The sequence below is a fragment of the Desulfofundulus sp. TPOSR genome, assembly GCF_011393055.1.
GTDB classification, from domain to species: Bacteria; Bacillota; Desulfotomaculia; order Desulfotomaculales; family Desulfovirgulaceae; genus Desulfofundulus; species Desulfofundulus kuznetsovii.
Genome location: NZ_JAAOEF010000002.1, coordinates 205,265 through 228,764 on the forward strand (window position 1 = coordinate 205,265; position 23,500 = coordinate 228,764).

Genomic DNA, 23,500 nt, shown 5'->3' on the forward strand with positions numbered 1-23,500 from the left:
GCTTGTACCCTGACATGATTATGCAGTATGGTGGTTTTTTGATTGGCATTGCACTTAAGGCATGTACCTTAATGCAGGGGGGAGAATTTTGGCCCGGATTCTGCTGGTAGATGACGAGATCAGTATCAAGCGGGTGGTGGAGCAGACCCTGGAACGGGAGGGTTTTACGGTGGACTATGCCGCCGACGGACTGGCGGCCCGGGAGCTCTTTGCCCGCCGGCGGCCGGATCTGGTCATTCTGGACGTCATGCTGCCGGAGATTGACGGGTTTGAGCTCTGCCGGCGCTGGCGGGAGGTGAGCGACGTGCCCATCCTCATCCTTTCCGCCAAAGGGGACATTGTGGATAAAAGTGTGGGGTTTAATTGCGGTGCCGATGACTATTTAACCAAACCTTTCAGCCCGGTGGAGCTGGCTTTGCGGGTCAAGGCGCTGCTGCGCCGCAGCCGGCAGGGCCGGACGGACCGTTCGGACCGGGTGGAAGCGGCAGGCCTGCAAATAGATGCCTTTCAGCGCCGGGTGTGGGTGGAGGGGAGGGAGGTGGAGCTCACGCCAAAGGAATTTGACCTCCTGTGGTTTCTGGCCCGCCACCCCGGACGGGTATTTACCAGGGAGCAAATCTTTGCACACGTTTGGGGCGATGACGTGTTAAGCGATTTGAGTACGGTCACCGTATTCATGCGCCGGCTGCGGGAAAAAATCGAGGCCGATCCCCGCAAGCCCCGCTATCTGAAAACCATCTGGGGCGTGGGTTACAAATTTGTCGCCGAATAACCCTTAATTTCACACTGGATAAACACCCCTGGTTATTAACAGCTTTTAAGTTTTCTTTAAGAATTTGTTAATAAAACGTTTCTTATGTATTAACAAGTTTATGTTAATTTAATGTAAAAGTAGTCACAAGCACTTGTCCTTTACCGGATTACATAAAAAGATTTTGGGGAAATGCGCTTTCCGCAAAACCAAAACCACTATTCATAAAAGGATGAATGTCCGTGGCAGAGCGAAACTTTTTCAATCGTACCTGGCGCTTGTTTACTTCCATGCGTTTCGGCTTGATTCTGCTTTGTATCCTTTCCGCAGCCCTGGCCTTTGCTTCCCTGTTCGCCCCCGGCACCGGTCAGGGATACGGGGAGACGGCCTGGCTGGTGCAGGTGCTGGGCCTGGATAACATATACCGTTCCTTCCTGTTCCGCCTCCTTTTCGCTCTTTTATGCCTGAATCTCATTGCCTGTTCAATTAACCGGTTATATATGTTAAAAATAACCACTTTCCCCTCCCCGGAACAGATCAAAAAGAGCAACATTGAACAAATGCCCCTGATTTACCGGACCAGCCTGGAAACCGGCGGGATTCCGGCAGAAGACCGCCTGGTTGATTTTTTTCGCCGGCGCCATTATTCCGTACGCAAATGCCGCGATGGATCCACCACCTGGCTCTATGCCAGCCGGGGAAAAGCGGGCCCCTGGTTCAGCTTCGGGCTGCACATCTCCCTGGTGGTAGTGGTGGCCGGTTTTGCCTGGGGGGGAGTGGCCCGGTCGGAAACCCGGGTGGTCCTTCCCGTGGGCGAGCAGGCGGAAGTGGTCACGGGTTCCCAGCAGTCTTCCGGTGTGGACCGTTTTACCATCAGGCTGGATGACTTTACCACCCTTTACGATGCCAGCGGGGCCATTGATAACTGGGTGAGCAGGGTGACCATCATTGCCAATGGCCAGGAAGTGCAAAGGGGGGATGTCATGGTCAACCACCCCTTTAATTATCGCGGCTATCATTTATACCAGTATTCCTACGGCCAGGCTTTAAAGGTGGAGCTTGCCGGTGGAGCACAGGGAACGCCCCAGGCGGCGGTCCTTTCCCCAAACCGGTTTTACCGGCTGCCCGGCCTGGAGAACTATGGCATATGGTTTGGCTCCTGGAATGAAAACGGTACGGTGGACTATGCCCTTTACAAGGGGCACCAGGAAATAGCTGCGGGTACTCTCTCCACGGGGGAAAGCATTACCCTGCCCGAAAGTGCCGGAATCCTGCGCCTGACCGGAACCAACCCCTTTTCGGTGCTGCAGGTAAAGCACGATCCCAGCATCCCCCTGGTGTTTGCCGGTTTAACCCTGATGAGTCTCTTTTTCTTCCTGACCCTGTTTGTGCGGCACAGGCGGTACTGGCTGCGTATGGAAGAGACGGCGGACGGTGCGCTGAGCCTGATTCTGGGCAGCGGGGCTTCCATGCATACCCGCGCCCTGGCCCGGGAGGAGTTTGATGGAATGGTCCGTGAAATAGAATCCAGCCTGGCCCGGCGGAAAGGGGATGAACAGGATGTGGCTTGAACCGCTTGCCTTTAAAATTGCCTTTGGTGCCTATCTGGGGGCGGTTATTCTTTACCTGGCCGATTTTATGGCGGACAAACCGGTTGCCGCCCGCTGGGCCGCAGCGGTGGCCTGGCTGGGTTTGCTGGGCAATACCGCCGCCCTGGGGGCCAGGATTGCCGCTACCGGCAGGCTGCCCCTGGCCAATCTTTACGAGTTCGGGTTGTGCTTTGCCTGGGGGATCATGCTGGGTTATTTGTTGCTGCAGCTGAAGGTAAAGATTAAGGGACTGGGAGTATTTACGACCCTCATGGGCTTTCTGGTAATTGCCCTGATATCCATGCTGCCCCGGGAGACCAGCGCCCTGATGCCGGCCCTGCGCAGCAACTGGCTGACCTATCATGTATTAACGGCCATTGTGGCCTACAGTGCCTTTGCTCTTTCCTTTGCCGGCGCGGTGCTTTATCTGATCGCCAGCGGGGATTCCCCCCTGTTTGCTGGCTTACGCCGGCGCCTGCCGGACCGGGAAGTTCTGGACCGGCTGGTTTACCAGGCAGTGGTCATCGGCCTGCCCTTTCAAACACTGTTGATTGTCACCGGGGCCATTTGGGCCCAGTACGCCTGGGGGGCCTACTGGAGCTGGGACCCCAAGGAAACCTGGTCTTTGATCACCTGGCTGGTGTACGCCGCCTACGTCCACGCCCGGTTTATGCTGGGCTGGCGAGGCCGGCCGGCGGCCTACCTGGCGGTGGCCGGTTTTATCGTGGTCATGTTTACTTTTGTGGGCGTTACCTTTTTAATGTCCGGCCAGCACAGCTACGTCTGAGGACTCTCCGGGATATCATGGAAGGGCCATTGTGCAAATATTTTAGAAACATTCCCGGCCGGCTGCCGTCCGGCGGGTGGTTTTCGGGGGAAGGGGGGTGGGAACAATGTGGGAAGATGCCGTGCATGAGGGAAAAAGCTCCGGTATCAGTGACACCCGGGGGATGCCGCCATCCGGTGCCGGTGATACCTCGCAGCCGGCGGGAGGCAGCGCTGGGGGGACAAATGGTGGGGATACCGGAGCCGGCGGCCCCCGGCAGAACCCTCCGGCCTGGAAAAGTGCCGTTTACCGCCTGCGCCGCCGTATTTGGTCCCTCCTGACCGGCCTGCTGGTGATGGTGGTGCTCCTGACCGCCGGGACAAAGGCCGTGGTGTCTTACACCGACCGCCCGGAATTTTGCATCAGCTGTCACGTGATGGAACCACAGTATGAAACCTGGTTCCATTCGTCCCACCGCCAGTGGGCGTCCTGCAGCGACTGCCATGTACCACACCAGAACCTGGCGGCCAAACTGGTGGGCAAGGGTATCGACGGCACACGGGATTTTTATCTCTTTTACACCAATCAGGTGCCGGATCCCATACACCTCAGCGACCGGGGCGGCCGGATAGTGCGGGAAAACTGCCTGCGCTGTCATGGTAATCTGATGGAGAACGTGATTGATCTTGAAGACAGGGATTGCTGGGAATGTCACCGTTCGGTGCCCCACGGGCAGGGGACACGGTTATTAATCAATTAACCACTGTGAAAGGAGGAGATATTCTTGAAAAAAGCCTGGTGGGCCTGGTTGCCGGTACTCATTCTGCTTTTTCTGGCCGGATGCGCCCCGCCCAGGGCCGAAATGGTCAAGACGGCTTCCATACCTTCCGGGGAACTGGACCCTGCCGTTTGGGGAAAGGTCTACCCCCTGGAATACGATAGCTTCATGAAGACGAAGGAGGGGGGGCAGGGCGAGAGCAAGTACAAGGGTTCGGAGCTGAAGGACAAATTGAGTGAATATCCTTTCCAGCTGGTGCTGCTGGAGGGATGGGGTTTTGGTATTGAATTCAACGAACCCCGGGGCCACGTGTACATGCTCAAGGACCAGCTGGATATTGACCCGTCCCGGCGCAAGCCGGGGGGCGTATGCCTTTCCTGCAAGTCCCCCTATGCACCCCGGTTAAAGGAGCAAATGGGCCTGGCCTATTTCCAGCAACCCTATGACCAGGTGCACGCCATGATCCCGCAGAATCATGCGGAACTGGGGTTGTCCTGCGCTGACTGTCATGATCCGGCCAACATGGATTTGAAGTTAAGCCGCTGGTTTATGAACGATGCCCTGAAAGCCCTGGGTAAGGATCCGGCGGGTTTAACCAGGCAGGAAAAGCGCACCCTGGTTTGCGCCCAGTGCCATAACACCTACGTCATTCCCAGGGATCAGAATATGAAACCCGTGGGCCTGTTCCTGCCCTGGCAGAAATCCCAGTGGGGTCACATCACCGTTGAAGACATTGAACGCGTGCTCAAGTCCGACCCGGCCAATCTGGAATGGAAGCACAACCCCACCGGGATCAAGCTCGGGCACATCCGCCACCCTGAGTTTGAGCTATATTCCAACGGCAGCGTCCACTGGCGGGCCGGGGTGGCCTGCGCCGACTGTCACATGCCCTACGAGCGGGTGGGCAGCAGCAAGATTTCCTCCCACCACGTGCAGAGCCCGCTGAAGGACAACATGAGGGCATGCACCCAGTGCCATAACCAGAGCCCGCAGTGGCTGCGGGAGCAGGTGATCCTGATTCAGGACCGGGTGAACAATATGTATACCCGGGCCGGCAACGCCGCCGCCCAGGCGGCCAAAGCCATCGAACTGGCCAACAAGACGGCCGGGGTGAACCAGGAGCTTCTGAACCAGGCCAAGCAGCTTTATGAAAAGGCCTACTACCGGGTGACCTTTGTTGGCGCAGAAAACAGCATGGGCTTCCACAACCCGGAAGAAGCCCTGCGCGTTCTGGGTGACGGCCTGTATTACGCCGACCAGGCCCTGATGAAAGCCCGGGAAGCTCTGGTGAAAGCTGGAGTACAGGTACCGGATAAATTTGACCTTGAACTTTCCAGGTACGCCAAACGGGGTACCAAGGGCGTCCCCTATAAGCCGGAAGAGAATCTGGAGTTTACCTTTGACGGGACGAAATAGGTTAATAAAGCATGTATATTAATTTATCCCCTCGTTGATTATGAAGTTTTATTCAAAAGCAGGTAACATAAGGAAACTCCCCCGCAAGATCGGGGGAGCTTCTTTGTTTGCGCCCGCATAATTCGGACTTGACCGGCAGGAGAACACAAAGTATAGTACGAAGGATAGAAGTTTTGAGATTTCAAGATTTTTGGGGTTTGGTGATGGTGAGTGGTGATCCCAGCCAAAGGCTTTTTTCTTGATCGGGTATGGCGGACGGTTACCGGCTATGATGGGCAATTGGTCACCATACTCGAGGACATTACGGCCCATTTTCCCGGGGGGGCCATCACGGCCCTGGTGGGGCCGTCGGGTTCGGGTAAAAGTTCCCTGCTGCGCCTTTTAAACCGGCTGGATGAACCCAGCCGGGGCAGGCTTTACTGGCAGGGCAAACCCCTGGAAGGGTATCCCGTGCGGGAACTGCGGCGTCAGGTGGGCATGTTGTTTCAAACCCCGGTCCTTTTTCCCGGTACTGTAGAAGAAAATCTCCTTTACGGTCCCCGGGTTACCCGCTCGGCCCCGCGCGTAGAGCCGGCGGAGTTGCTGGAACAGGTCGGGCTGGACGGCACGTTCTTGCGGCGGGAGGTAAGCAGCCTTTCCGGTGGCCAGGCCCAGCGGGTTGCCCTGGCCCGGGCACTGGCCAACCGGCCGGCGGCCCTTTTGCTGGACGAACCCACTTCCGCCCTGGACCCCGAAGCCCGGGAAGAAATCGAACTGTTAATTATGCGACTGCAGCGGGAAAATGCCCTCACCGTGGTGTGGGTAACCCACGATGCCGCCCAGGCCCTGCGGGTAGCCCAGGTGCTGGCCGTCATGCAAAAGGGGCGTCTTACGGTCTGTGGTCCGAAAGAAGATTTCATGCGCGGCGAGGTCGATCCCTGGGTGCGCCAGTTCTTCCAGGAGGGCCGGCACACCCCGCACGGGTGCTGCCGGCCTGAAAAGAGGTGAAATCCCTTGACCGATGCAGCCCTCTTATCCACCCTGGCCCTGGTGCTGGTGGCCATGCTTTTGTCTTTGTGGCAGCAGCTGCGCCTGGAGCGGGATTTGCTGGTGGGGACGGTCCGCACCTTTTTGCAGTTGCTGGCCATCGGTTATGTGCTGACCTTTGTGTTCCGGCAGGACCGCTGGTATTTTACCGCGGGGGTATTGTTGCTGATGACCCTGGTGGCCGCCCATAATGCGGCCGGAAAGGGCAAAAAGATCCCGGGGATATTCTGGCGGGTGATCCTGGCCATTGGGCTGGGGGAAGTGGTTACCCTGGGCCTGATGCTCTCACTCCACATCATCGAGGGTAGCCCCCGCTTTGTCATTCCGGTGGCGGGGATGATCGTCGGCAATGCCATGGTGGCTGCCGGCCTGGTGCTCAACCGTTTTCAAGCCGACATCCGCCAGCGAAGGCGGGAGGTGGAAGCCGCCCTGGCCCTGGGGGCATCTCCCCGGCAGGCGGTGGAAGGTGTGCTGCAGGCGGCTATTAAAGGAGGGATGTTGCCCACCATTGATTCCATGAAAACCGTGGGGCTGGTTACCCTGCCGGGGATGATGACCGGCTCCATCCTGGCCGGGGCCGATCCCCTGCTGGCGGTTAAGTACCAGATCATGGTTATGCTGATGCTCAGCAGCGCCACGGCCATTTCCAGCATTGCCCTGGGGTTTACCCTTTACCGGGCTTATTTCAACCAGGCCGAGCAGCTGATCATACCGGGTAACTCTGCTCGGCCGTGAGCATTTCCAGCCACCGTTTTAGATAAATGGGCAGGATAAAGTTCTTTTTCACGTGTTCCCTGGCGTTTTGCCCCAGTTTTTCTGCCAGGGAGGGGTCGCGCAAGATTCTAACCACCGCCCGGGCCATTTCTTCGGTGGTGGCGGCGGCCAGCCCGGTCTCTCCGTGAATTATCTGCACCGTAATGCCGCCTACGGGGGAAGCTACCACCGGGCGGGATTTCCACATGGCCTCGGTTACGGTCAGCCCGAAACCCTCTCGTACTGATTTCTGAACCACTACTGCGGCAACCCGCTGCAGCACATTAATTTCCAGATCGCTGGCGGGAGGGAGCTCCAGAATAAAGATGTCCGGGTCACCGGCGGCTGCCTGGCGTACTTCCTGGAGCACCTGGATGCCCTCGGGGTCGTCGGTGGCTCCGCCCCCCGCCAGCACCAGGCGGCATAGCACTTCCTGCCGCACCAGGCGAAAGGCCTGGATAACCCCCAGCGGGTCTTTGAGGCGGTCAAACCGGGAAATTTGCACCACCAGGGGTAGATCATTGGGTATCCCCAGTCGCTCCATAACAGCATCAATTTCTTGTGCCGAAACCTCCCGGTTTTTTTCGGCCAGGGGGTCAATGGCCGGGGGCATGAAGTATTGCCGGTGACCTAAATTCCGGGCGTAGGCCTGGATATGATAGATGGCGGCGTCACAACGCCTTGCCCAGGGGCTCAAAAAATCCCACACCTCCCGGTTCACGTCTACCGGATCAATGTGGCAGTACCACAGCCAGCGACCCGGGTGGCCGGGACGGATTTCGGCCAGGCCCAGGGGCTGCTGATCGTGGAGAATGACAAAGCCCGCCCGGGGGTCTACCAGGTCGTAGTTTTCCCGGGATATGCGGCGGTAGGTGTCCAGCATGGCGGGCGTTATTTGCACGGGCACGCCGTGAAAGGCGTTGTGAAAGGTTTTGGTCACCCGGAAAAATTCTTCATCCCCCTTGATGACGTCCCAGCGCACTTCCAGGCCCGCTTCCTCCATCATGGGCACGAGGCGCTTTAAAATTTCCGCCACCCCGCCCCCGGTAAGGGTGGAATTAATGTGCTGGACCCTGCACCCCTTAAGCTGCCGGGCCAGCTCGTAAATTTCTTCAATGAGTTGTTCACCAACAACAACCTGATAATCCCTGATACCGGCCATGAATAACCCTCTTCCTCTGCAGTTTTTCCTAAAACCCCTAGTATATTCGCCCGAAAAAAATTTTTTCCTCCACCTGCTCTGGTTAGTGTGGAGGAAAATTTTTTGCGATGGTTCTAGGTAGTTAAGTTGAAATTTCAGCGTGAGCAGCTTTCACTTTTACTGCGCCTGCAGGCCGGCCAGCAGGGCCGGGCCGGCGCTTGTACCCAGCCTGGCAGCCCCGGCTTCGATGAGGGCCAGGGCTTGTCCGGTGGTGCGAATGCCCCCCGAGGCTTTTACGCCCATTTCCAGGGGGAGGTTTTCCCGCAATAGCCTCACGTCTTCCACCGTGGCTCCGCCGGGGCCAAAACCGGTGCTGGTTTTTACATAATGGGCGCCTGCCTGACGTACCAGCCGGCAGGCGGTAATCTTCTCCCCGTGGTTTAAGTAGCCTGTTTCGATAATCACCTTGACCAGCCCCCCGGGCAAAAGGGCGGTCACTGCCTCAACCACTCCCCGGATATCGGCCACGACCAGGTCATGGTTTCCTTCCTTCAAGGCGCCAATATTTATGACCATGTCCACTTCCCTGGCGCCGTTTCTGACGGCCTCTTCAGCTTCCTTCTTTTTTACGGACGGCGTGGTTGCCCCCAGGGGGAAGCCAATCACCGTGCACACTGCCACACGGGAACCGGCAAGTATTTTCGCGGCATATGCCACATGGGCGGGATTAACGCATACGGCGGCGAATCCTTCAGCCATCGCCTCAATACAAAGTTGCCGGATGTCCCGGGTGGTGGCCGTGGGTTTAAGCAGGGTATGATCAATCATGGCGGCCAGCTGGTTTCTGGTCAACCGCCAACCCTCCTTGTGAAATTACTATTATTTAAGTGAACGGGTGCCGGGGAATTACTGGTTGCCTGTTGTTACCGTGGTTTCTATTTTGAGCTGCCTTTGCAGCAGGTTTGACAGCAGGCTCAAGGCCAGCCCTACTGCCAGCGTGCTTACCAGCACCAGAGTGGTATTAAATTGCAGCCAGGCCACCAGGTATGCTGTGGCAATGACAATGGAAAGGATCATGAGGGGAAAAGCTACTTTAAAGAAACCCAGGAAGCTGATGGGCGTACCCCTCTTTTCAGCCATGCCCACCACTACCACGTTGGCCGAAGCACCGATGATGGTGCCGTTGCCACCCAGGCAGGCTCCCAGGGAAAGGGACCACCACAGGAAATTGAGGTTTTCTATGCCCCCCAGGCGGCCCATGTCCTGAATTAAAGGAATCATGGTCGCCACAAAGGGGATGTTGTCCACAAAGGCCGAGGCCAGGGCCGAAAGCCAGACAATCAAAAGGCCGGCCGGGAGGAGTTCTCCCCCGGTAACCTCCAGGGCAAAATGGGCGATGGTTTCAATGACCCCTACTTCTTCCAGCGCTCCCACCAGGGCAAACAGGCCGATAAAGAAGAAGATAACCGGCCATTCTACGGCGTGCAGGGCATGTTCCGGGTCGGAACGGGTGATTACCAGCAACAGGGCCGCCCCGGCCATGGCGATCACCGAGCTCTCCAGGTGCAGGAACTGGTGCAGGGCAAACCCGGCAATGGTTAAACCCAAAACCCAGAGGCAGGGTTTCAGCAACGCGGCGTCTTTAATTTCGTCCCATTCATTAAGCTCCAGGATACTTTTTTGATTCTCAGGGTTTGTAACCAGGTCCCGGCGGTAAATGAGGCGCAGGAGGGAGATGGTCAAGACATAAATTACAACCACCACCGGGGTAAGGTTAATCACAAAATCCATAAAGCCGAGCCCCACGGCGCTGCCAATCATGATGTTGGGCGGGTCTCCGATCAGGGTTGCCGTTCCCCCAATGTTGGAAGCGATAATTTCAGAGATTAAGAAGGGCAGGGGGCTTACCTTTAGTTTGTGGGCGATGGCAAATGTAACGGGCACGATGAGCAGTACCGTGGTCACATTGTCCAGCAGGGCTGAAAGTACAGCCGTGACCAGGGCAAGGGCGGCCAGGATGCGCAGGGGCTCCCCCCGGGCCATTTTGGCCGCCTTGATGGCCAGGTACTCAAAAACTCCCGTTTCACGGGTAACGCCCACGATGATCATCATGCCCGTTAAAAGGCCGATGGTGTTCCAATCGATGTAATGGACGGCCAGTTCCGGGGTAATAATGCCGGCCAGTATGACTATCGCCGCACCGCAAAAAGCAGCCACGGTACGGTGAATCTTTTCCGAAATAATTATAGCATAGGTAAGTAAAAAGACGGACGTAGCTAAAATAACTTGCGTTTGAGGGGTCAAATTTCCCATCTCCTTTCTTTCATATTGTTTCGACAATCGTCCGGTCTTACTACGTTTAAGGAAACCACCTCCGTTGAACATAAGGATGTGACTAATTTCAGGCAAAATTAAAGGGGGGTAGTCAAGTGACTACCCCCCCCGGCAGTCGGTACCGTTGCAGCCTGGCGATCATAGTCCTGAAAAGGACCTTAGACCCATGGCTTTAGCGTCCCGGGCTTTCACCCGGTTTGCCCAACCCGTAAGCACCGTATTCTTTTTGCTTTTACCTGGTGCAGTATTTATTATAGCTGATCAATCCCTGTGGAGGCAATAGGGATTTAATTATGTTTCTAATAATGCAGGTTTTTTCCACTATAACGTAGAAGATCCTGCAATAAAGATTGTCTTTGGGGGAGGTAGTGGTTGGCATGAAAATCCTTCTGGCCGTGGATGGTTCGGAGAATTCAATGCGTGCTGCCAGACAGGCTTTGCGCTTAAGTAAACTAAACCCGGAAGTTGCAGTAACGGCTTTATATGTGGGGCCTTCCTGTTATAAACTTTTCCCCGAACCCGGAGTATGTGCCTGGCTTCAGCAAAAGGAGCTGGATCAAGAAATAGAAGCCCGCGCGGAAAAAGTCTTTGCAGCAGTAGAAAAAATTTTTCGGGCGGAAGGCCAGGCCGTAGCCGCCGCGGTGGAACGGGGAGACGCGGCCGAAGCCATCTGTCGCCTGGCCGCAGAGGGTCAATTTGACCTGATCGTCATTGGTAGCCGCGGTTTTGGCGATATTAAGTCCCTTTTCCTGGGCAGCGTGAGCCATAAGGTGCTGCACCTGTCCCCCTGCCCCGTAATGATCGTCAGGTAAGTGAAAAACGATTGTAGTTGCCCGGGCTTATGCTGAGAAAATTAGAGGGGAATTTCTTTAAGAAGGCTTTAAGAAGGCTTTAAGAAGGCGGTTGTGAAAACACACGAGATGGGGGGTCCCGGGGTATAATATAAGAGCATTTTGATGCAGGAGGGGAAATTGATCATGTCCACGATACTCTCCCTGGTGAGGAGCCGGTACTCCGTAAGACACTATAAACCGGATCCGCTGCCCGAAGCATTACTGGATCAACTCCTGGAAGCGGCCCGCTGGGCTCCTTCCGCCGGGAATCTGCAGCCCTGGTTTTTTTACGTGGTGATCCGGGAGGACAAAAAAGAAGCCCTGGCACAGGCCGCTTTAAATCAACGTTTTATAGTCCAGGCCCCTGTGGTGATTGTGGTTTGCGCGGAACCGGAACGCTCGGCCCGGGTTTACGGCGAGCGGGGGCGGCGACTTTACTGTATTCAGGATACGGCCGCCGCGGTGCAGAATATTCTGCTTACCGCAAATGCCCTGGGTCTGGGAACCTGCTGGGTGGGCGCTTTTGACGAGGAACGGGTGAGGGAGTGCCTGGGCATCCCCGCGGAGCTTGTACCCGTAGCTATTATTCCCGTGGGTTACCCGGCCGACGACCCGGCCCGGAGGCCCAAGAGGAGGGAAATAGAAGAAATTGTGAGTTACATTTAGGCCACCGGCCGGGATTTCCGGCCGGCTTTTTTGCGAAGCGGTTATACATTACCTGTAAATCTTTTGCGGATATAACGTACCCTTTTTACGTCCGGCATACGTTCTGCCGGACCAAAGAGAAGGCTGTTGGTGGGACAGGCGGTAACGCAGGCCGGCTCGAGCCCGGCATCAATCCGATCTTTGCAGTAGTCGCATTTCACAGCTACACCTTTTTCTTCATCCCATTGGGGCGCACCCCACGGGCAGGCCATAATGCAGCTCCGGCACCCCACACACAGTTCCTGGTCAATGAACACAATGCCGTCCCTGGGGCGTTTCTGGACGGCCCCAACCGGGCATGCCTGCACGCAATAGGGATCCTCGCAGTGGTGGCAGGCTGTGAAAACATACGTTGCCATTGCTTGACCGCTTCTGATAACAGGGCCGACCGCAGCAACCTTATTCGGCTTAGGCCCTACACCGAGCCCCTTGTTTACTTTGCACTGCACTTCACAGCTGCGGCAGGAAATGCATCTTTTCTCGTCCTGGTACAGGTAATACTTGCTCATTGATTAGCCTCCCAACAATCGCTTTGTAATATTGACTATAGTTCGATACTTTTATTAGATAACCTTCTTTAAAGCATTATTTTTATTTATAAATAATGGTAGACTTTGACCGGATTCACCGGTCAAAAAAATAAACCCCGCTCTTTTGCGGGGTTTGTTAGATATCTCAAGCGGGCCTGTAAGGCCGGCTACACTTACATAATCCATCGAGCCAGCTTATCGGGATCCACAATGCTGATAGTTCTTCCTTCATAAGCAATGCTTTTTTCCTGCTTGAAGGTGTTCAATAGTGAAGTTACCGTCTGCCGGGAGGTTCCCACCATATTTGCCAGTTCTTCGTGGGTAAGCTGCACGCCCAGTTTAATGCCGTTTTTGGTTTCCACGCCGCAGCGTTCGCCCATTTTTAACAGGGCCAGGGCCAGTCGTCCGGGAGCTTGCCAGCAAACCATCTCGTGGATAATCTGTTCCGCTTCCCGCATGCGTACTCCCAGTAATTTGGCAACTTTAATCGCCAGAAAAGGATGGGCGCCCATTAGTTCTTCAAATTTGTTCTTACGCAAAACCACCAGGCTGACATTGCTGATGGCACCGGCAAAGCAGGTACGTTCTCCTCCCCACAGGGCTTCGGCCAGACCCATCAACTCCCCGGGACTGCGGATACTGCCTACGGTAACCCGGCGGCCGTCGGCATTCAAGCGGTAGATTTTTACCCAGCCGCTTTCCACCAGGTAGACCCGGTCGGCCGGGTCACCGGCGGCAAAAATGACGTGCCCCTTCGGATAGTGCACCGTAAATCCCGCCTGGCGAATAATTGCCCTTTCCACTTCATTTAATGCCGCTATTTCCAGGTGCGGTAGTGACATGCCGTCTATCCCTCCCGGTAAGAAAGGGTCGATTGACAACCAACTTATTAGAAAATTCTTGGAACTATTAAGCAACAAATACTCACAACGCAAAAGGGAAAGTTAACACGTTTAGCAATTATTATATTCCCCCTTCTCCATTCCTGTCAATGGTGGTTGTGGGAAGCCTGAAAAACCAGGAATTGGATGGTGTGGTCTTTATTTTTTTGAAATTTTGTTTAAAACAGTGTCGTGAGCATGACATTATATTGTCTTCAAGATGACTTTTAGATTGTCATGCTCCTGACATTAACATGTTAATACATTGATTATATTTAATTATAACACATGAAAGTATGTCTTATTTTAAAAATCCATTGGGGGGAGGTGAATTTTTATTCAACACCTGTATTAAGGGGGTGGTCCCACAGTACATTAAAGTTTTGATCAATGTTTTCATACCCCGATCATTCATGCGTGATTGTGAACACATGCCTTTTTAGCTGTTTAAGTAATAGGTGCGTGAACTTATAAGGGTTTTCATCACTAATTACGGGGGAGGATTAAATGAAGAAGGGAATTATCAATAAAATTGCCCTGGCCACCCTGCTTTTGATGCTGGCCGTTCTGGCTTTGGGCGCCAGCGGCGTGGGGGCGCAGCAGGAAACAGTGGTGGGCAGTGACCTCGGCTTGAAGGGAAAACTGGGTGAAGCCATAGCTAAAGCCCCGGTGGGCACGGGTAAGGGGCAGATCGATCCCGATGCGCCCAGGGGAGCCTTCGGCATTCCCGGAGCGCCTAAGATCAACTACCTGGTGGCCATCCTGTGGGCCATCTGGGTGGGCTGGATCTTCTCCACTGTGGGTGCATTCGGCGGCATTATGGCTGGAGTAGGCCACATGACCGTTTACGGCCTGGGTGACTGGGTAAAGCCTTTTAAGAACACCGCACCCCAGTTGAACAAGCTGCTTACCGACAGTATCCGTACCTCCAACCAGTGGCTGGTTGGTTTGTCAGCACTTTTAAGTACCATTAACTATTTAAAAGCCAAGCGTCTGGCCTGGCCCCTGGGTATCGCCCTGGGATTGGGTTCCATTGTGGGGGCTGTGGCCATTCCCGCTCTGACCGGCGGCAAGGTGAGCTTCAGCCAGTACCAGGGATGGTTTGGCCTTTTTGTCTTTGTGGTGGGCGGCGTTCTTTTATATGAAACGACCCCCCGGGGGCAGGCCAGCAAGAAGGCGGCCAAGGAGGCGGCCAAAGCCTTTGAGCAGAGCATCAAAGAAAAGAAAGAAGAAGCTGCCCAGGGGATTACAGTTACCCAGTGGAGTCTTACCAACATTAAGTTTTCCTTCTTCGGCGTGGAGTTTAAGTTCAACCCCATCTGGGCCTTTGTGGGCGGCGTGGTAATCGCAGCCATTTCGGCCTTCCTCGGTGTGGGCGGCGGCTTTTTGTACGTACCTTACCTGACCAGTATTGTGGGCCTGCCCATGTTCGTGGTGGCCGGCACCTCGGCCATGGCCGTTCTGGTGAGCATGATGACCAGTATCACCACCTACATCACCGTAGCCGGTGCCGCCATGGACTGGGGCATGATCGGTGTGGAATTAATCGGCGTATTTATTGGTTCCATGATTGGCCCGCGCACCCAGAAGTATATCCCGGACATCTGGCTGAAGAGATTGTTTGTCGTTCTCGCTTTTTACGTCGGTCTTGGTTACTTCAGCAAGGGATTCTTCGGGAAAGCCTGGGTGCCGATGTAAGATTCGCTTAACAAATATTCCGCTCCAGGTTCCCCGGGCTGTTCCCGGGGAACCTGGAGCAACTACCTGAATAAACGGGGGCTTGAAGTATGGGCCTTTGGGAACTGGTGGATCAGGTCCTAATTATGTTTTACAAAATCAGCGGCCATCCGGTTTTTGATTATTTTCTGGGTACATTCCTGGTGGCACTCCTGGCGGTGGTCATCGGGGAATTCACCATCTCCATAGTCTTTCTGGTGAACAAAAACCACCTGGACCGGCTGAACACCCGGCTGGCGGATCTGCAGCAGCTATCCCTGGCTGCCTTAAAACTGGGGGATAAGAAGAGCTATGACGCCTGCAACAAAGAGGCCAACGATGCCTTTGGCCGGGCTTTCTTCAATATGTTTGGCCTGTCGGCGGCCGCCCTGTGGCCCGCTTTCTTTGCCCTTGCCTGGATGCAGCAGCGTTTTGCCGGCATCGGCTTTCCCATACCCTTTACCGGCCTGGCTGTAAATTATGTGTTTACTTTTCTCATCTGCTACATCCTGGCCCGCATGTTTTTCGGCCGGGTGAAAAACCGGCTCCCCTATTTCCGGGGCATACATCGGATGCTGATGGCTTATGAAGAAAATTCCAGCAAAAGCTAGGTTTTTATATAAGATATCCCTGCTGCTGTCAGCGGCAAAGTAAATATCCAATAACTCCGTTAAAAACTTATTTTATGGAGGCTTCCCTCATGGAAACTGTCTACAGCATTTGTTTCATGTGCACGGTAAGATGTCCCATAAAAGTAATGGTGGAAAATGACAACGTCAAGCTGATTGAAGGCAACCCCCACGTTGCCGGCATTGAGGGCAGCATCTGCCCCAAAGGCGCAGCCGGGGTCAGCCTTTTAAACGACGACGAAAGACTCAAAAGGCCCTTAATCCGGACCGGCCCCCGGGGTTCCGGGCAATGGCGCGAAGCATCCTGGGAAGAAGCGCTGGACTACGTGGCGGCAAAACTGGCGGAAGTCAAAGAAAAATACGGTGGGCGCAGCATTGCCCTGGCCGAAAGAGCTCACCTGAACTCCCACATCAGCAAAACCTTTATGAAGGCGCTGGGCTCTCCCAACTACTTTACCCATGATTCCTGCTGCAAAGGTTCCCTGAACACCGCCTTCCGGACTTTGACCGGGTATACCGACGCTCAGGTGGGAGTGGACCTGGGGAAGGCCAAACATGTGATCCTTTACGGCCGCAATATTTTTGAATCTTTGGAACTCAAGCCGGTCAAGCAACTGATGCAGGCCCTTGACAGCGGGACCAAACTCACCTACATCGACCCCAGGGTAAGCGTTACGGCCACAAAAGCCCACAAATACCTCATGATCCGGCCCGGAACGGATCTGGCCTTGAACTATGCCCTGATGCACGTCATCTTAAAGGAAGGCCTGTACGACAAGGAATATGTCAATCGCTGGGTCCTTGGCTTGAAGGAACTGCAGCAGTTCGTCGAGCCCTACACCCCGGAATGGGCGGAAAAAGAAACCGGCATTCCCGCTTACGAAATAGTTTCTTTAGCCCGTGAGGTCAGCGAGGCCAAACCGGCGGTGGTGTTCCACTACGGGTACCGCTGTGCCCACTACCTCAACGAAATCTATTTCCGAAGGTCCATTATCATGCTGAACGCCCTCATGGGCAGCATTGAAGCTCCGGGAGGACTCTTTTTCAAGAAAGGCGCCAGGGATGCGGGTAAGAAACCCCTCAACAAACTAACGGATCAGGACCTGCCCAAGGTAACCGAAGAAAGATGCGACGGCGTGGGCACACCCAGGCTGCCTTTGCCCGACCCGGCCCACGGGGTGGTACAGATGCTGCCCAAGGCCATACTGGAAGAAGACCCCTACCCGGTCAAAGCGTTACTTGTCTGGCGGTTTAACCCGTTGCTTTCCATACCCGACTACGAAAACACAAAGCGTGCTCTGGAAAAGCTCGACCTCGTCGTTACCATAGATATCCAGTTCAGCGAAACGGCCTGGTACTCCGACGTCGTCCTGCCGGAATCCATCTACCTGGAAAGGGGAGACTCCATCCAGGAGGCAAACGGCTTAAAGCCCGCCCTGTACCTGCGCAGGCCCGCGGTGTCCCCCCGCTACGACACCAGGCCTGGATGGGAGATTATGAAGTCTTTAGCCGACCGGTTGGGCATCGGCCAGTACTTCCCCTATCAAACCCTGGAAGACCTGTGGGCTTACCAGTTGCAGGGCACCGGCATCAGCATCAGCGACTTTGATGCAAAAGGCTTCGTTTCCCTCAGCGATGAAGCCATTTACTGGGACCGCAAAGATGGGATCAAGCTGAAAACTCCCTCCGGCAAAATCGAGTTTGTGTCCAGCCTGCTGGAGAAAAACGGCTTCCCGTCCTTCCCGGCTTACGAGCCCGTGCCGGCGCCCCCGGAAGGATATTTCCGTCTGATGATCGGCAGGACCGCAGCCCATACCCATGTATCGACGCAAAACAACCCGCTCTTAAACGAGCTGGTGCCCGAGAACGTGCTGTGGATCAACACCCTTCAGGCGGCAAAACTGGGCATCAAAAACGGCCAGATGGTGGAAGTCATCTCCTCCCGGGGCCGGGATACCATCCGTGCTTTTGTCACGGACCTCATCCACCCCGAAGCCGTGTTCATGCTCCACGGTTTCGGTCACAAGGTGCCCGTGCAGTCCAGGTGCTACGGCAAGGGGGCCATGGACGCCCTGTTGCAGGAAAACGTCACCGACATGGTAGGGGGCAGCCCGGCTTTGCAGCATGTCTTTGTCACCGTAAGGCCAATTAACTGATACCGTTGGGAGGTTAATCAATGAGCAAGTATTACCTGTACCAGGATGAGAAAAGATGCATTTCCTGCCGCAGTTGTGAAGTGCAGTGCAAGGTAAACAAAGGGCTCGGTGTGGGACCCAGGCCAACCCAAATAGTTGTGGTCGGTCCCGTTCAGATAGACAGTCAACCTAGAGCGACAAATGTTTTCATGCCCTGTTTCCACTGTGAGGAACCCTGGTGTGTGCCGGCCTGTCCCACCGGAGCTGTACAGAAAAGGGCCAAGGACGGGATCGTTTTTATAGACCAGGAGCTTTGTGTGGGTTGCAAGAGCTGCATCATGGCCTGTCCCTGGGGTGCGCCCCAGTGGGACGCCAGAAAAGGCAAGGCCGTGAAATGCGACTACTGCAAAGACCGTATTGATGCGGGGCTCAAGCCGGCATGCGTCACCGCCTGTCCCACCAGCAGTCTTCTCTTTGGCCCGGCCGAACGTATGCCGGACGTAAAAAGGGTCCGCTATGCCCACCAAATTGTTGCAGTGGGGCATAGTTAAAAAGGAGCAGGTTTTTATGGCAAAAATTGCCTGTAGCGTCAAGAAGGCAGAGGAAATTGTAAAATCATATTTAGCAATGGACAGACTTTGCGGCCAGTGTCGCTCCAACCTGAATACAGCTTTAAAACTGCTGTTCGGGATAAGGAGCGGAAAGGCCCGCCTTGGCGACCTGGAGGGCCTGCTGACATTGGTTAACAGGCTGCACCTTACGTGCCACTGCGGTCAGGGGAAGCGTGTGGCGCCGGAAGTTATGAGTATTTTGCGGGAAGGCAGGGACGATTTCATTGTGCATATTGAAAACCGGGTATGTCCCGCCTCGGAATGTCCCCAGTTGGTGCTCGCACCCTGTCAAGCGGCCTGTCCGGCAGGTATCGATATCCCGAATTATGTTGCCCTGGTAGGACAGGGCAAGTATGCCGAAGCTTTGCAGCTAATATTGGAGGATGTTCCCCTGCCCGGCGTTCTGGGGCGTATTTGCGAACATCCCTGTGAGCGTGCCTGTCGCAGGGGTGAGGTTGACGCACCCGTATCTATCTGCGCTCTGAAAAGACTGGCCTACGACCAGGTCCGGGAGATCCGGGAAAAGGTAAATCTCTTTTCGCTGCGGCCCGTAAGAAAATCCGGCAAGAAGGTTGCGGTGGTCGGGTCAGGTCCCGCAGGCCTGTCCTGCGCCTATTTCTTAGCCAAGAAAGGTTACGCGGTAACCATATTTGAAGCCATGCCCCAGCCGGGGGGAATGCTTGCGTACGGCATTCCCCCGTACCGGCTTCCCCGGGACGTACTCCGGGATGAAATTGCCCGCATCCAGGCCCTGGGTGTGGAGATCAGATTGAACAGCCCGATTACCGGGGAATACGGTATTGAGGCTTTGTTGAAAGATGGTTACGCGGCAGTGTTTTTAGGCACCGGAGCCTGGAAAGGTTCTATTCCCATCCCCAACCATGAGTGTTTCAAAGGCGTTATGGACGGGGTGACCTTTCTCAGGGTGGTAAATCAGGGCTTGTTGGCAGGTACCGGTCAACCCGCGGTAGAGGTCAGCGGCAAGAAAGTGGTTGTGGTTGGCGGCGGCAACGTGGCCATCGACGCCGCGCGGGTGGCCCGGCGTTTGGGAGCTCTTGAGGTGAGGATTATTTACCGGCGTTCCCGTCAGGAAATGCCCGCGCTGGATGAAGAAATAGAAGCGGCTGAAAAGGAAGGAATAATTCTGGAATACCTTATTTCTCCCACAGGGCTGGGTGGCAGAGACGGGTGCGTCCAGTACGTGGAGTGTATACGCAATACTTTGAGCGAGCCCGATGCCACCGGCCGCTGCTGGCCGGTGCCCATCAAGAATTCGGAGTTCAAGATGGAAGCCGACATGGTTATTTTTGCCGTCGGTCAGAAGCCGGATCTCTCCTTTATCACTGAAGGGCCGGAGCCGCCGCAGGTGCTGGTTTCCCGGGACCGCATTGTTGTTAACCCGGACACTATGGAAACATCCCGGCCGGGAGTTTTTGCGGGCGGCGATGTGGTTACGGGGCCCGCCAGCGCTATCAAGGCCATTGCCGCCGGTAAGCGGGCAGCGGCGGCTATAGACGCCTATTTGCGTGGAGAAAAACCTTCCGCTGCCATCAAGTACCCGGCCAAAAGAAGAGTTGCCGCGCTCATGCAGGTTACTGCCCAGGAAAAAAGCTGCTCCCGGACCTACTCTTTTGAGGAGCAGTACTTACCCGCTAGGCGGGACACGTTTGACGAAGTAATGAAGGGTCTCAGCCCGGAAGCCGGTGCGGTGGAAGCTGGCAGGTGCCTGCGGTGCGACCTTTGCATTGCCTGTGGAAAGTGTGTTGATACCTGCCGCAAAGTGGGGGCGGAAGCCATTCAACTGGGTTACGTTGAAGGCAGCAGGGGATCGGCAACTGATTTTTCGCGCCCGGGCGATAGGTGTATCGGATGTGGCAGTTGCTCCGTCAACTGCCCAACCATGGCCATAACCTTAAGCGATGAAGGCGGGTTCAGGGAGATGCGCATGTGCGGGGGGCTGATGAGCCGTGTGGAACTGGTTACCTGCCGGATTTGCGGGCAGTCCTATGCTACGTCAAAACATCTTGGCTTTGTGAAAGAACGTTTAAAAGATTACCCGGACCGCCTTCACAGCACAACCGAAATATGTCCCGCCTGCTCGCGCCGGGTATGGGCCCACCAAATCTGCGGCCATGAGTTCCGACCCGCCGATTGGACTGAACTGGTTTCCATGAAGTTGGAACAAGAGGCACTGGAACCAGAAAAAGATACGGCAGAAATCTTCTGGGCTTCCCGGGAGGAACGGGAGGTCATGGAGCGGATACGGCCCCAGATGCAGAAAATTCACGATTTGGTCAGTGAACTGTCCACGGTTGTCCATGGTCCCGGCCGGCTCGCTTTAGAAGCGGGTCGGATACTGAAGATGATTACCGATGTGGCTGAACAGATGAACCTGCTGGCTCTCAACGCTTCCCTTGAGGCGGTCGGGGTTGGGGGCCGGGGAAGCGAAATTTCTGCTTTGTTGAATGAGGTGCAGGAACTGGTTGCACAGTCCGCCCGTGTAGCGACGGAAATCGGCGTTTTCATTCACAAAGTGAAGCAGGAGACATCCTCCGGCGTGAGTGACGGCAGTTTTGCCGCAGGGGAAGGCTTCCCGCTTGCCCTGGAAACGAGAAAACACTTCAATGCCATTGTGCAGCATATTGAGAACGTTGTCCGGCAGGTGGGCCGGGTGGCCCGCATCGCCGGGGAACTAGGTGCCGGGCAGGAGGAAACTGTTCCCGTGGAGGAAAGATCGGCGTAGTAAGGGGCACCCGGAGTGCTTTGGAACCACACACTCCGGGTGCCCCAAGAAAGTGCCGCGTAATAATCCGGATGATATTAGTGAGGCGATTTTTGCTATGAAAGCTTTTTTTGCCAGCATTAAAACCCGCATTTTAATCCCTTTGCTGGTATTGCCGGCTTTAGGCTTTGGGCTTTTAGCTTATTACAACTACAGCCAGACTAAAAGCATGATCGTCCAGCAGGAAAAGCAGCATTTCCAGTCCATCCAGGCCTTTGTAGAAAACGATCTTGCCGAAACCAACCGGCGCATTCGTTTGGGTATTGAAAGCGTGGTCAACAACCCCCAGGTGCAGGAAGCCTTTGCAGCCAGGGACAGGGAAAGGTTGATGGCACTCACCGCTCCCATTTGGGAAAAAGTTAAAACCGAGGGGATCGATCAATTCCAGTTCCACCTTCCACCGGCCACGGCCTTTTTGCGCCTGCATATGCCCGATAAATTTGGGGACGACCTTTCTTCCTTCCGGGCCACGGTGGTGGAGGCCAACCGGAGCAAAAAGCCGGTGGCCGGCCTGGAAGAAGGGCGGGGCGGTTACGGCTTCCGCGTGGTGGTGCCGGTGTTCTACCAGGGGCAGCATGTGGGCAGTGCTGAGTACGGCCAGGGTTTTAACCAGTCTCTATTAACCAAATGGAAGGAGCAGTTGGGGGCGGATTTTTTTGTTTACCGGCGGGGGGACAGGGGTATCTCCCTGGTGGATAGCGGCAACCTGCTGGCCGCTACGGCGGACAAAGATACATATCCTGTGGACGAGGGCTTAATTAAAGCCTGCCTGGAACAGGGGAAGACGCAGGTAACATACATAAACAACGGCCGCCAGGCGGTGCAGTTGCTTCCCTTGAAGGACTACTCCGGCGCGACCGTTGCCTATGCCAAGATAGTTTTAAACCGGGAAGGTATGCTTTCAAAACTCAATGCCACCGTGGTTAACCAGTTTGTCGTTTTCATGGTTATCGGTGCCCTGGTACTGGTCATTATCTACATGCTCCTCCAGCGTTCCCTTGATCCCATCACCAGGCTGGTGGGTGAGATGGCGCGTGCAGGCGAAGGTGATCTTACAGTTTCTCCGGTCTGCTCTTCCCGGGATGAGGTGGGACAACTTACAAACAGTTTCTGCCGCATGATCGAAAGCATCCGTTCCCTGGTCGGGCAGGCCCTTGCCACCGTGCGCCGGCTTTCGGCGTCGGGCCAGGAGCTGTCCCTTTCCATCCAGCAGGTTTCCGCGGGGGCTCAAGAGACGGCCGGTATCGCCGACAGCCTGGCCCGGGTTGCCGCCCAGTTGAATCAGGGGGTGGAGGAACTGGAAAAAAACACTCAGGATGCTTCCCTGGCGGCCCGGGAAGGGGAAGAGGCCATGGAACGGCTGCGCTCCCAGATGGAGAAAAGCCAGAGCCTGGTCAGCGAGCTCTCCACCGTCGTTCACGGCCTGGGCCGCCGTTCTCTGGAAGTGGGCCGGATCGTGGAAATGATCACCGACATAGCCGAGCAGACCAACCTGCTGGCTCTCAATGCTTCTATTGAAGCAGCAAGGGCCGGGGAGCACGGCAAGGGCTTTTCCGTGGTGGCCGACGAGGTGCGCAAACTGGCCGAGCAGTCCGCCCGGGCGGCTACGGAAATAGGTGTTTTTATCCGCGAAGTGCAGCAGGAGACCGCCCGCGGGGTCAATGATATGGAAAAAAGCGTGCAAAGCATGGGGGAGGGTGTCCGGCTGGCCGTCGAAACCGGGAAACACTTTAATGCCATCGTACAGCAAGTCGAGCACATTGCCCGGCAGGTGGACCGGGTGGCCCGGGCCACCGGTGAAGTGAGTGCGGCCAGCCAGGAAGTGGCCGCCGCGGCCAGCGAGCAGTCGGGAACGGTGGAGCGGATAGCCCGGGCGGCCCATGAGCTTTCTTCCATGGCCGGAGAATTGGAGTCCCACGTGAACCGTTTCAAGTTGAATTAACCTGGTTCTACTTCATCAAAGGATAGGGTTGTTACCCTGGTAAATTCACCGCGTTTCTTTTCTTCTGGGGTGGCCGGTTGCTCCAGAAGGTCTTCCTTCCCCGGAGCAAACCGGGGTTCCTTTTTCTTGAGCCTTTTTACCTTTGGCGCTTTGTTCCCGGCCGGCATGATTACCATTCCACC

At 55.5% G+C, this 23,500-nt stretch carries 21 protein-coding genes and 1 riboswitch; of the genes, 15 read left to right on the forward strand and 6 right to left on the reverse strand.

The features are described 5' to 3' along the window. Nucleotides 1–61: 61 nt before the first annotated feature. The 7 genes from G7K71_RS09510 to G7K71_RS09540 all read left to right on the forward strand — a co-directional run bounded on the left by G7K71_RS09510 (nt 62) and on the right by G7K71_RS09540 (nt 7,061). Entirely contained in the window at nt 62–772 is a 711-nt protein-coding gene (locus G7K71_RS09510) for a response regulator transcription factor (RefSeq protein WP_166345667.1), read from the forward strand. A gap of 221 nt (nt 773–993) precedes the next feature. Next, nucleotides 994–2,322, forward strand: a complete 1,329-nt coding sequence (locus G7K71_RS09515) for a cytochrome c biogenesis protein ResB (RefSeq protein WP_166345670.1) — start codon at nt 994–996, stop codon at nt 2,320–2,322. Then, a complete protein-coding gene (gene ccsB, locus G7K71_RS09520; RefSeq protein WP_166345673.1) occupies nt 2,312–3,127 on the forward strand; it encodes a c-type cytochrome biogenesis protein CcsB in 816 nt (271 codons plus the stop codon). The genes G7K71_RS09515 and ccsB overlap by 11 nt, the downstream gene beginning before the upstream one ends. A 106-nt stretch (nt 3,128–3,233) precedes the next feature. Continuing rightward, on the forward strand, nt 3,234–3,866 hold the full coding sequence (gene nrfH / locus G7K71_RS09525) for a cytochrome c nitrite reductase small subunit (protein ID WP_166345676.1): 633 nt from the start codon (nt 3,234–3,236) through the stop codon (nt 3,864–3,866). A gap of 24 nt (nt 3,867–3,890) precedes the next feature. Continuing rightward, a complete protein-coding gene (locus G7K71_RS09530; protein ID WP_166345679.1) occupies nt 3,891–5,300 on the forward strand; it encodes an ammonia-forming cytochrome c nitrite reductase subunit c552 in 1,410 nt (469 codons plus the stop codon). Between the two features lie 213 nt (nt 5,301–5,513). Then, on the forward strand, nt 5,514–6,287 hold the full coding sequence (locus G7K71_RS09535) for a phosphate ABC transporter ATP-binding protein (RefSeq protein ID WP_166345682.1): 774 nt from the start codon (nt 5,514–5,516) through the stop codon (nt 6,285–6,287). A gap of 6 nt (nt 6,288–6,293) precedes the next feature. Next, a complete protein-coding gene (locus G7K71_RS09540; RefSeq protein WP_166345685.1) occupies nt 6,294–7,061 on the forward strand; it encodes an ABC transporter permease in 768 nt (255 codons plus the stop codon). Here G7K71_RS09540 and G7K71_RS09545 read toward each other — a convergent pair. The 3 genes from G7K71_RS09545 to G7K71_RS09555 form a co-directional block, all read right to left on the reverse strand. Then, on the reverse strand, nt 7,033–8,241 hold the full coding sequence (locus G7K71_RS09545; protein ID WP_166345688.1) for a glycosyltransferase: 1,209 nt from the start codon (nt 8,239–8,241) through the stop codon (nt 7,033–7,035). The two genes, G7K71_RS09540 and G7K71_RS09545, sit on opposite strands and share 29 nt — an antisense overlap. A gap of 156 nt (nt 8,242–8,397) precedes the next feature. Further along, on the reverse strand, nt 8,398–9,072 hold the full coding sequence (deoC, locus tag G7K71_RS09550) for a deoxyribose-phosphate aldolase (protein ID WP_166345691.1): 675 nt from the start codon (nt 9,070–9,072) through the stop codon (nt 8,398–8,400). A 54-nt stretch (nt 9,073–9,126) separates the two neighbouring features. Next, nucleotides 9,127–10,524 (reverse strand): SLC13 family permease, encoded by a 1,398-nt coding sequence (locus tag G7K71_RS09555; protein WP_166345694.1) that lies wholly within the window; start codon nt 10,522–10,524, stop codon nt 9,127–9,129. A gap of 152 nt (nt 10,525–10,676) precedes the next feature. Then, nucleotides 10,677–10,766, reverse strand: a riboswitch (cyclic di-GMP riboswitch). A gap of 165 nt (nt 10,767–10,931) precedes the next feature. Between G7K71_RS09555 and G7K71_RS09560 the strand changes: the two genes are divergently transcribed. Continuing rightward, nucleotides 10,932–11,366, forward strand: a complete 435-nt coding sequence (locus G7K71_RS09560) for a universal stress protein (protein ID WP_166345697.1) — start codon at nt 10,932–10,934, stop codon at nt 11,364–11,366. A 165-nt stretch (nt 11,367–11,531) separates the two neighbouring features. Continuing rightward, nucleotides 11,532–12,053, forward strand: coding sequence for a nitroreductase family protein (locus tag G7K71_RS09565; RefSeq protein ID WP_243174798.1), 522 nt, complete (start codon nt 11,532–11,534; stop codon nt 12,051–12,053). A gap of 41 nt (nt 12,054–12,094) precedes the next feature. On the opposite strand, the gene G7K71_RS09570 is transcribed toward G7K71_RS09565, so the two are convergent. Together G7K71_RS09570 and G7K71_RS09575 are read right to left on the reverse strand one after the other, a co-directional pair. Continuing rightward, nucleotides 12,095–12,601: a 4Fe-4S dicluster domain-containing protein gene (locus tag G7K71_RS09570; protein WP_013823781.1), complete on the reverse strand. Its 507-nt coding sequence runs from the start codon at nt 12,599–12,601 to the stop codon at nt 12,095–12,097. 194 nt (nt 12,602–12,795) lie between these two features. Further along, nucleotides 12,796–13,464: a Crp/Fnr family transcriptional regulator gene (locus G7K71_RS09575; RefSeq protein WP_013823780.1), complete on the reverse strand. Its 669-nt coding sequence runs from the start codon at nt 13,462–13,464 to the stop codon at nt 12,796–12,798. Nucleotides 13,465–14,010: 546 nt separating this feature from the next. Between G7K71_RS09575 and G7K71_RS09580 the strand changes: the two genes are divergently transcribed. The 6 genes from G7K71_RS09580 (at nt 14,011) to G7K71_RS09605 (ending at nt 23,318) form a co-directional block, all read left to right on the forward strand. Further along, nucleotides 14,011–15,201, forward strand: a complete 1,191-nt coding sequence (locus tag G7K71_RS09580) for a sulfite exporter TauE/SafE family protein (protein WP_166345703.1) — start codon at nt 14,011–14,013, stop codon at nt 15,199–15,201. 89 nt (nt 15,202–15,290) lie between these two features. Next, a complete protein-coding gene (locus tag G7K71_RS09585) occupies nt 15,291–15,830 on the forward strand; it encodes a hypothetical protein (protein ID WP_166345706.1) in 540 nt (179 codons plus the stop codon). A gap of 89 nt (nt 15,831–15,919) precedes the next feature. Further along, on the forward strand, nt 15,920–18,004 hold the full coding sequence (locus G7K71_RS09590; RefSeq protein ID WP_166345709.1) for a molybdopterin-dependent oxidoreductase: 2,085 nt from the start codon (nt 15,920–15,922) through the stop codon (nt 18,002–18,004). Nucleotides 18,005–18,024: 20 nt separating this feature from the next. After that, nucleotides 18,025–18,534, forward strand: a complete 510-nt coding sequence (locus G7K71_RS09595) for a 4Fe-4S dicluster domain-containing protein (protein ID WP_166345712.1) — start codon at nt 18,025–18,027, stop codon at nt 18,532–18,534. 16 nt (nt 18,535–18,550) lie between these two features. Then, on the forward strand, nt 18,551–21,337 hold the full coding sequence (locus G7K71_RS09600) for an FAD-dependent oxidoreductase (protein WP_166345715.1): 2,787 nt from the start codon (nt 18,551–18,553) through the stop codon (nt 21,335–21,337). Nucleotides 21,338–21,434: 97 nt separating this feature from the next. Then, nucleotides 21,435–23,318: a methyl-accepting chemotaxis protein gene (locus tag G7K71_RS09605; protein ID WP_166345718.1), complete on the forward strand. Its 1,884-nt coding sequence runs from the start codon at nt 21,435–21,437 to the stop codon at nt 23,316–23,318. Here the strand turns inward: G7K71_RS09605 and G7K71_RS09610 are convergent. Next, nucleotides 23,315–23,485 carry a hypothetical protein gene (locus G7K71_RS09610; protein ID WP_013823773.1) on the reverse strand — a complete coding sequence of 57 codons (171 nt, stop codon included), beginning with the start codon at nt 23,483–23,485 and terminating at the stop codon, nt 23,315–23,317. The two genes, G7K71_RS09605 and G7K71_RS09610, sit on opposite strands and share 4 nt — an antisense overlap. Nucleotides 23,486–23,500: the final 15 nt, after the last annotated feature.

Excerpts from the sequence above, each read along its gene's own strand:
- G7K71_RS09510 (WP_166345667.1), top strand. The coding sequence starts at position 62 with ATGTACCTTAATGCAGGGGGGAGAATTTTGGCCCGGATTCTGCTGGTA.
- ccsB (WP_166345673.1), top strand. The coding sequence starts at position 2,312 with ATGTGGCTTGAACCGCTTGCCTTTAAAATTGCCTTTGGTGCCTATCTG.
- nrfH (WP_166345676.1), top strand. The coding sequence starts at position 3,234 with ATGTGGGAAGATGCCGTGCATGAGGGAAAAAGCTCCGGTATCAGTGAC.
- G7K71_RS09545 (WP_166345688.1), bottom strand. The coding sequence starts at position 8,241 with ATGGCCGGTATCAGGGATTATCAGGTTGTTGTTGGTGAACAACTCATT.
- G7K71_RS09560 (WP_166345697.1), top strand. The coding sequence starts at position 10,932 with ATGAAAATCCTTCTGGCCGTGGATGGTTCGGAGAATTCAATGCGTGCT.
- G7K71_RS09565 (WP_243174798.1), top strand. The coding sequence starts at position 11,532 with ATGTCCACGATACTCTCCCTGGTGAGGAGCCGGTACTCCGTAAGACAC.
- G7K71_RS09570 (WP_013823781.1), bottom strand. The coding sequence starts at position 12,601 with ATGAGCAAGTATTACCTGTACCAGGACGAGAAAAGATGCATTTCCTGC.
- G7K71_RS09575 (WP_013823780.1), bottom strand. The coding sequence starts at position 13,464 with ATGTCACTACCGCACCTGGAAATAGCGGCATTAAATGAAGTGGAAAGG.
- G7K71_RS09580 (WP_166345703.1), top strand. The coding sequence starts at position 14,011 with ATGAAGAAGGGAATTATCAATAAAATTGCCCTGGCCACCCTGCTTTTG.
- G7K71_RS09585 (WP_166345706.1), top strand. The coding sequence starts at position 15,291 with ATGGGCCTTTGGGAACTGGTGGATCAGGTCCTAATTATGTTTTACAAA.
- G7K71_RS09590 (WP_166345709.1), top strand. The coding sequence starts at position 15,920 with ATGGAAACTGTCTACAGCATTTGTTTCATGTGCACGGTAAGATGTCCC.
- G7K71_RS09595 (WP_166345712.1), top strand. The coding sequence starts at position 18,025 with ATGAGCAAGTATTACCTGTACCAGGATGAGAAAAGATGCATTTCCTGC.
- G7K71_RS09600 (WP_166345715.1), top strand. The coding sequence starts at position 18,551 with ATGGCAAAAATTGCCTGTAGCGTCAAGAAGGCAGAGGAAATTGTAAAA.
- G7K71_RS09605 (WP_166345718.1), top strand. The coding sequence starts at position 21,435 with ATGAAAGCTTTTTTTGCCAGCATTAAAACCCGCATTTTAATCCCTTTG.
- G7K71_RS09610 (WP_013823773.1), bottom strand. The coding sequence starts at position 23,485 with ATGCCGGCCGGGAACAAAGCGCCAAAGGTAAAAAGGCTCAAGAAAAAG.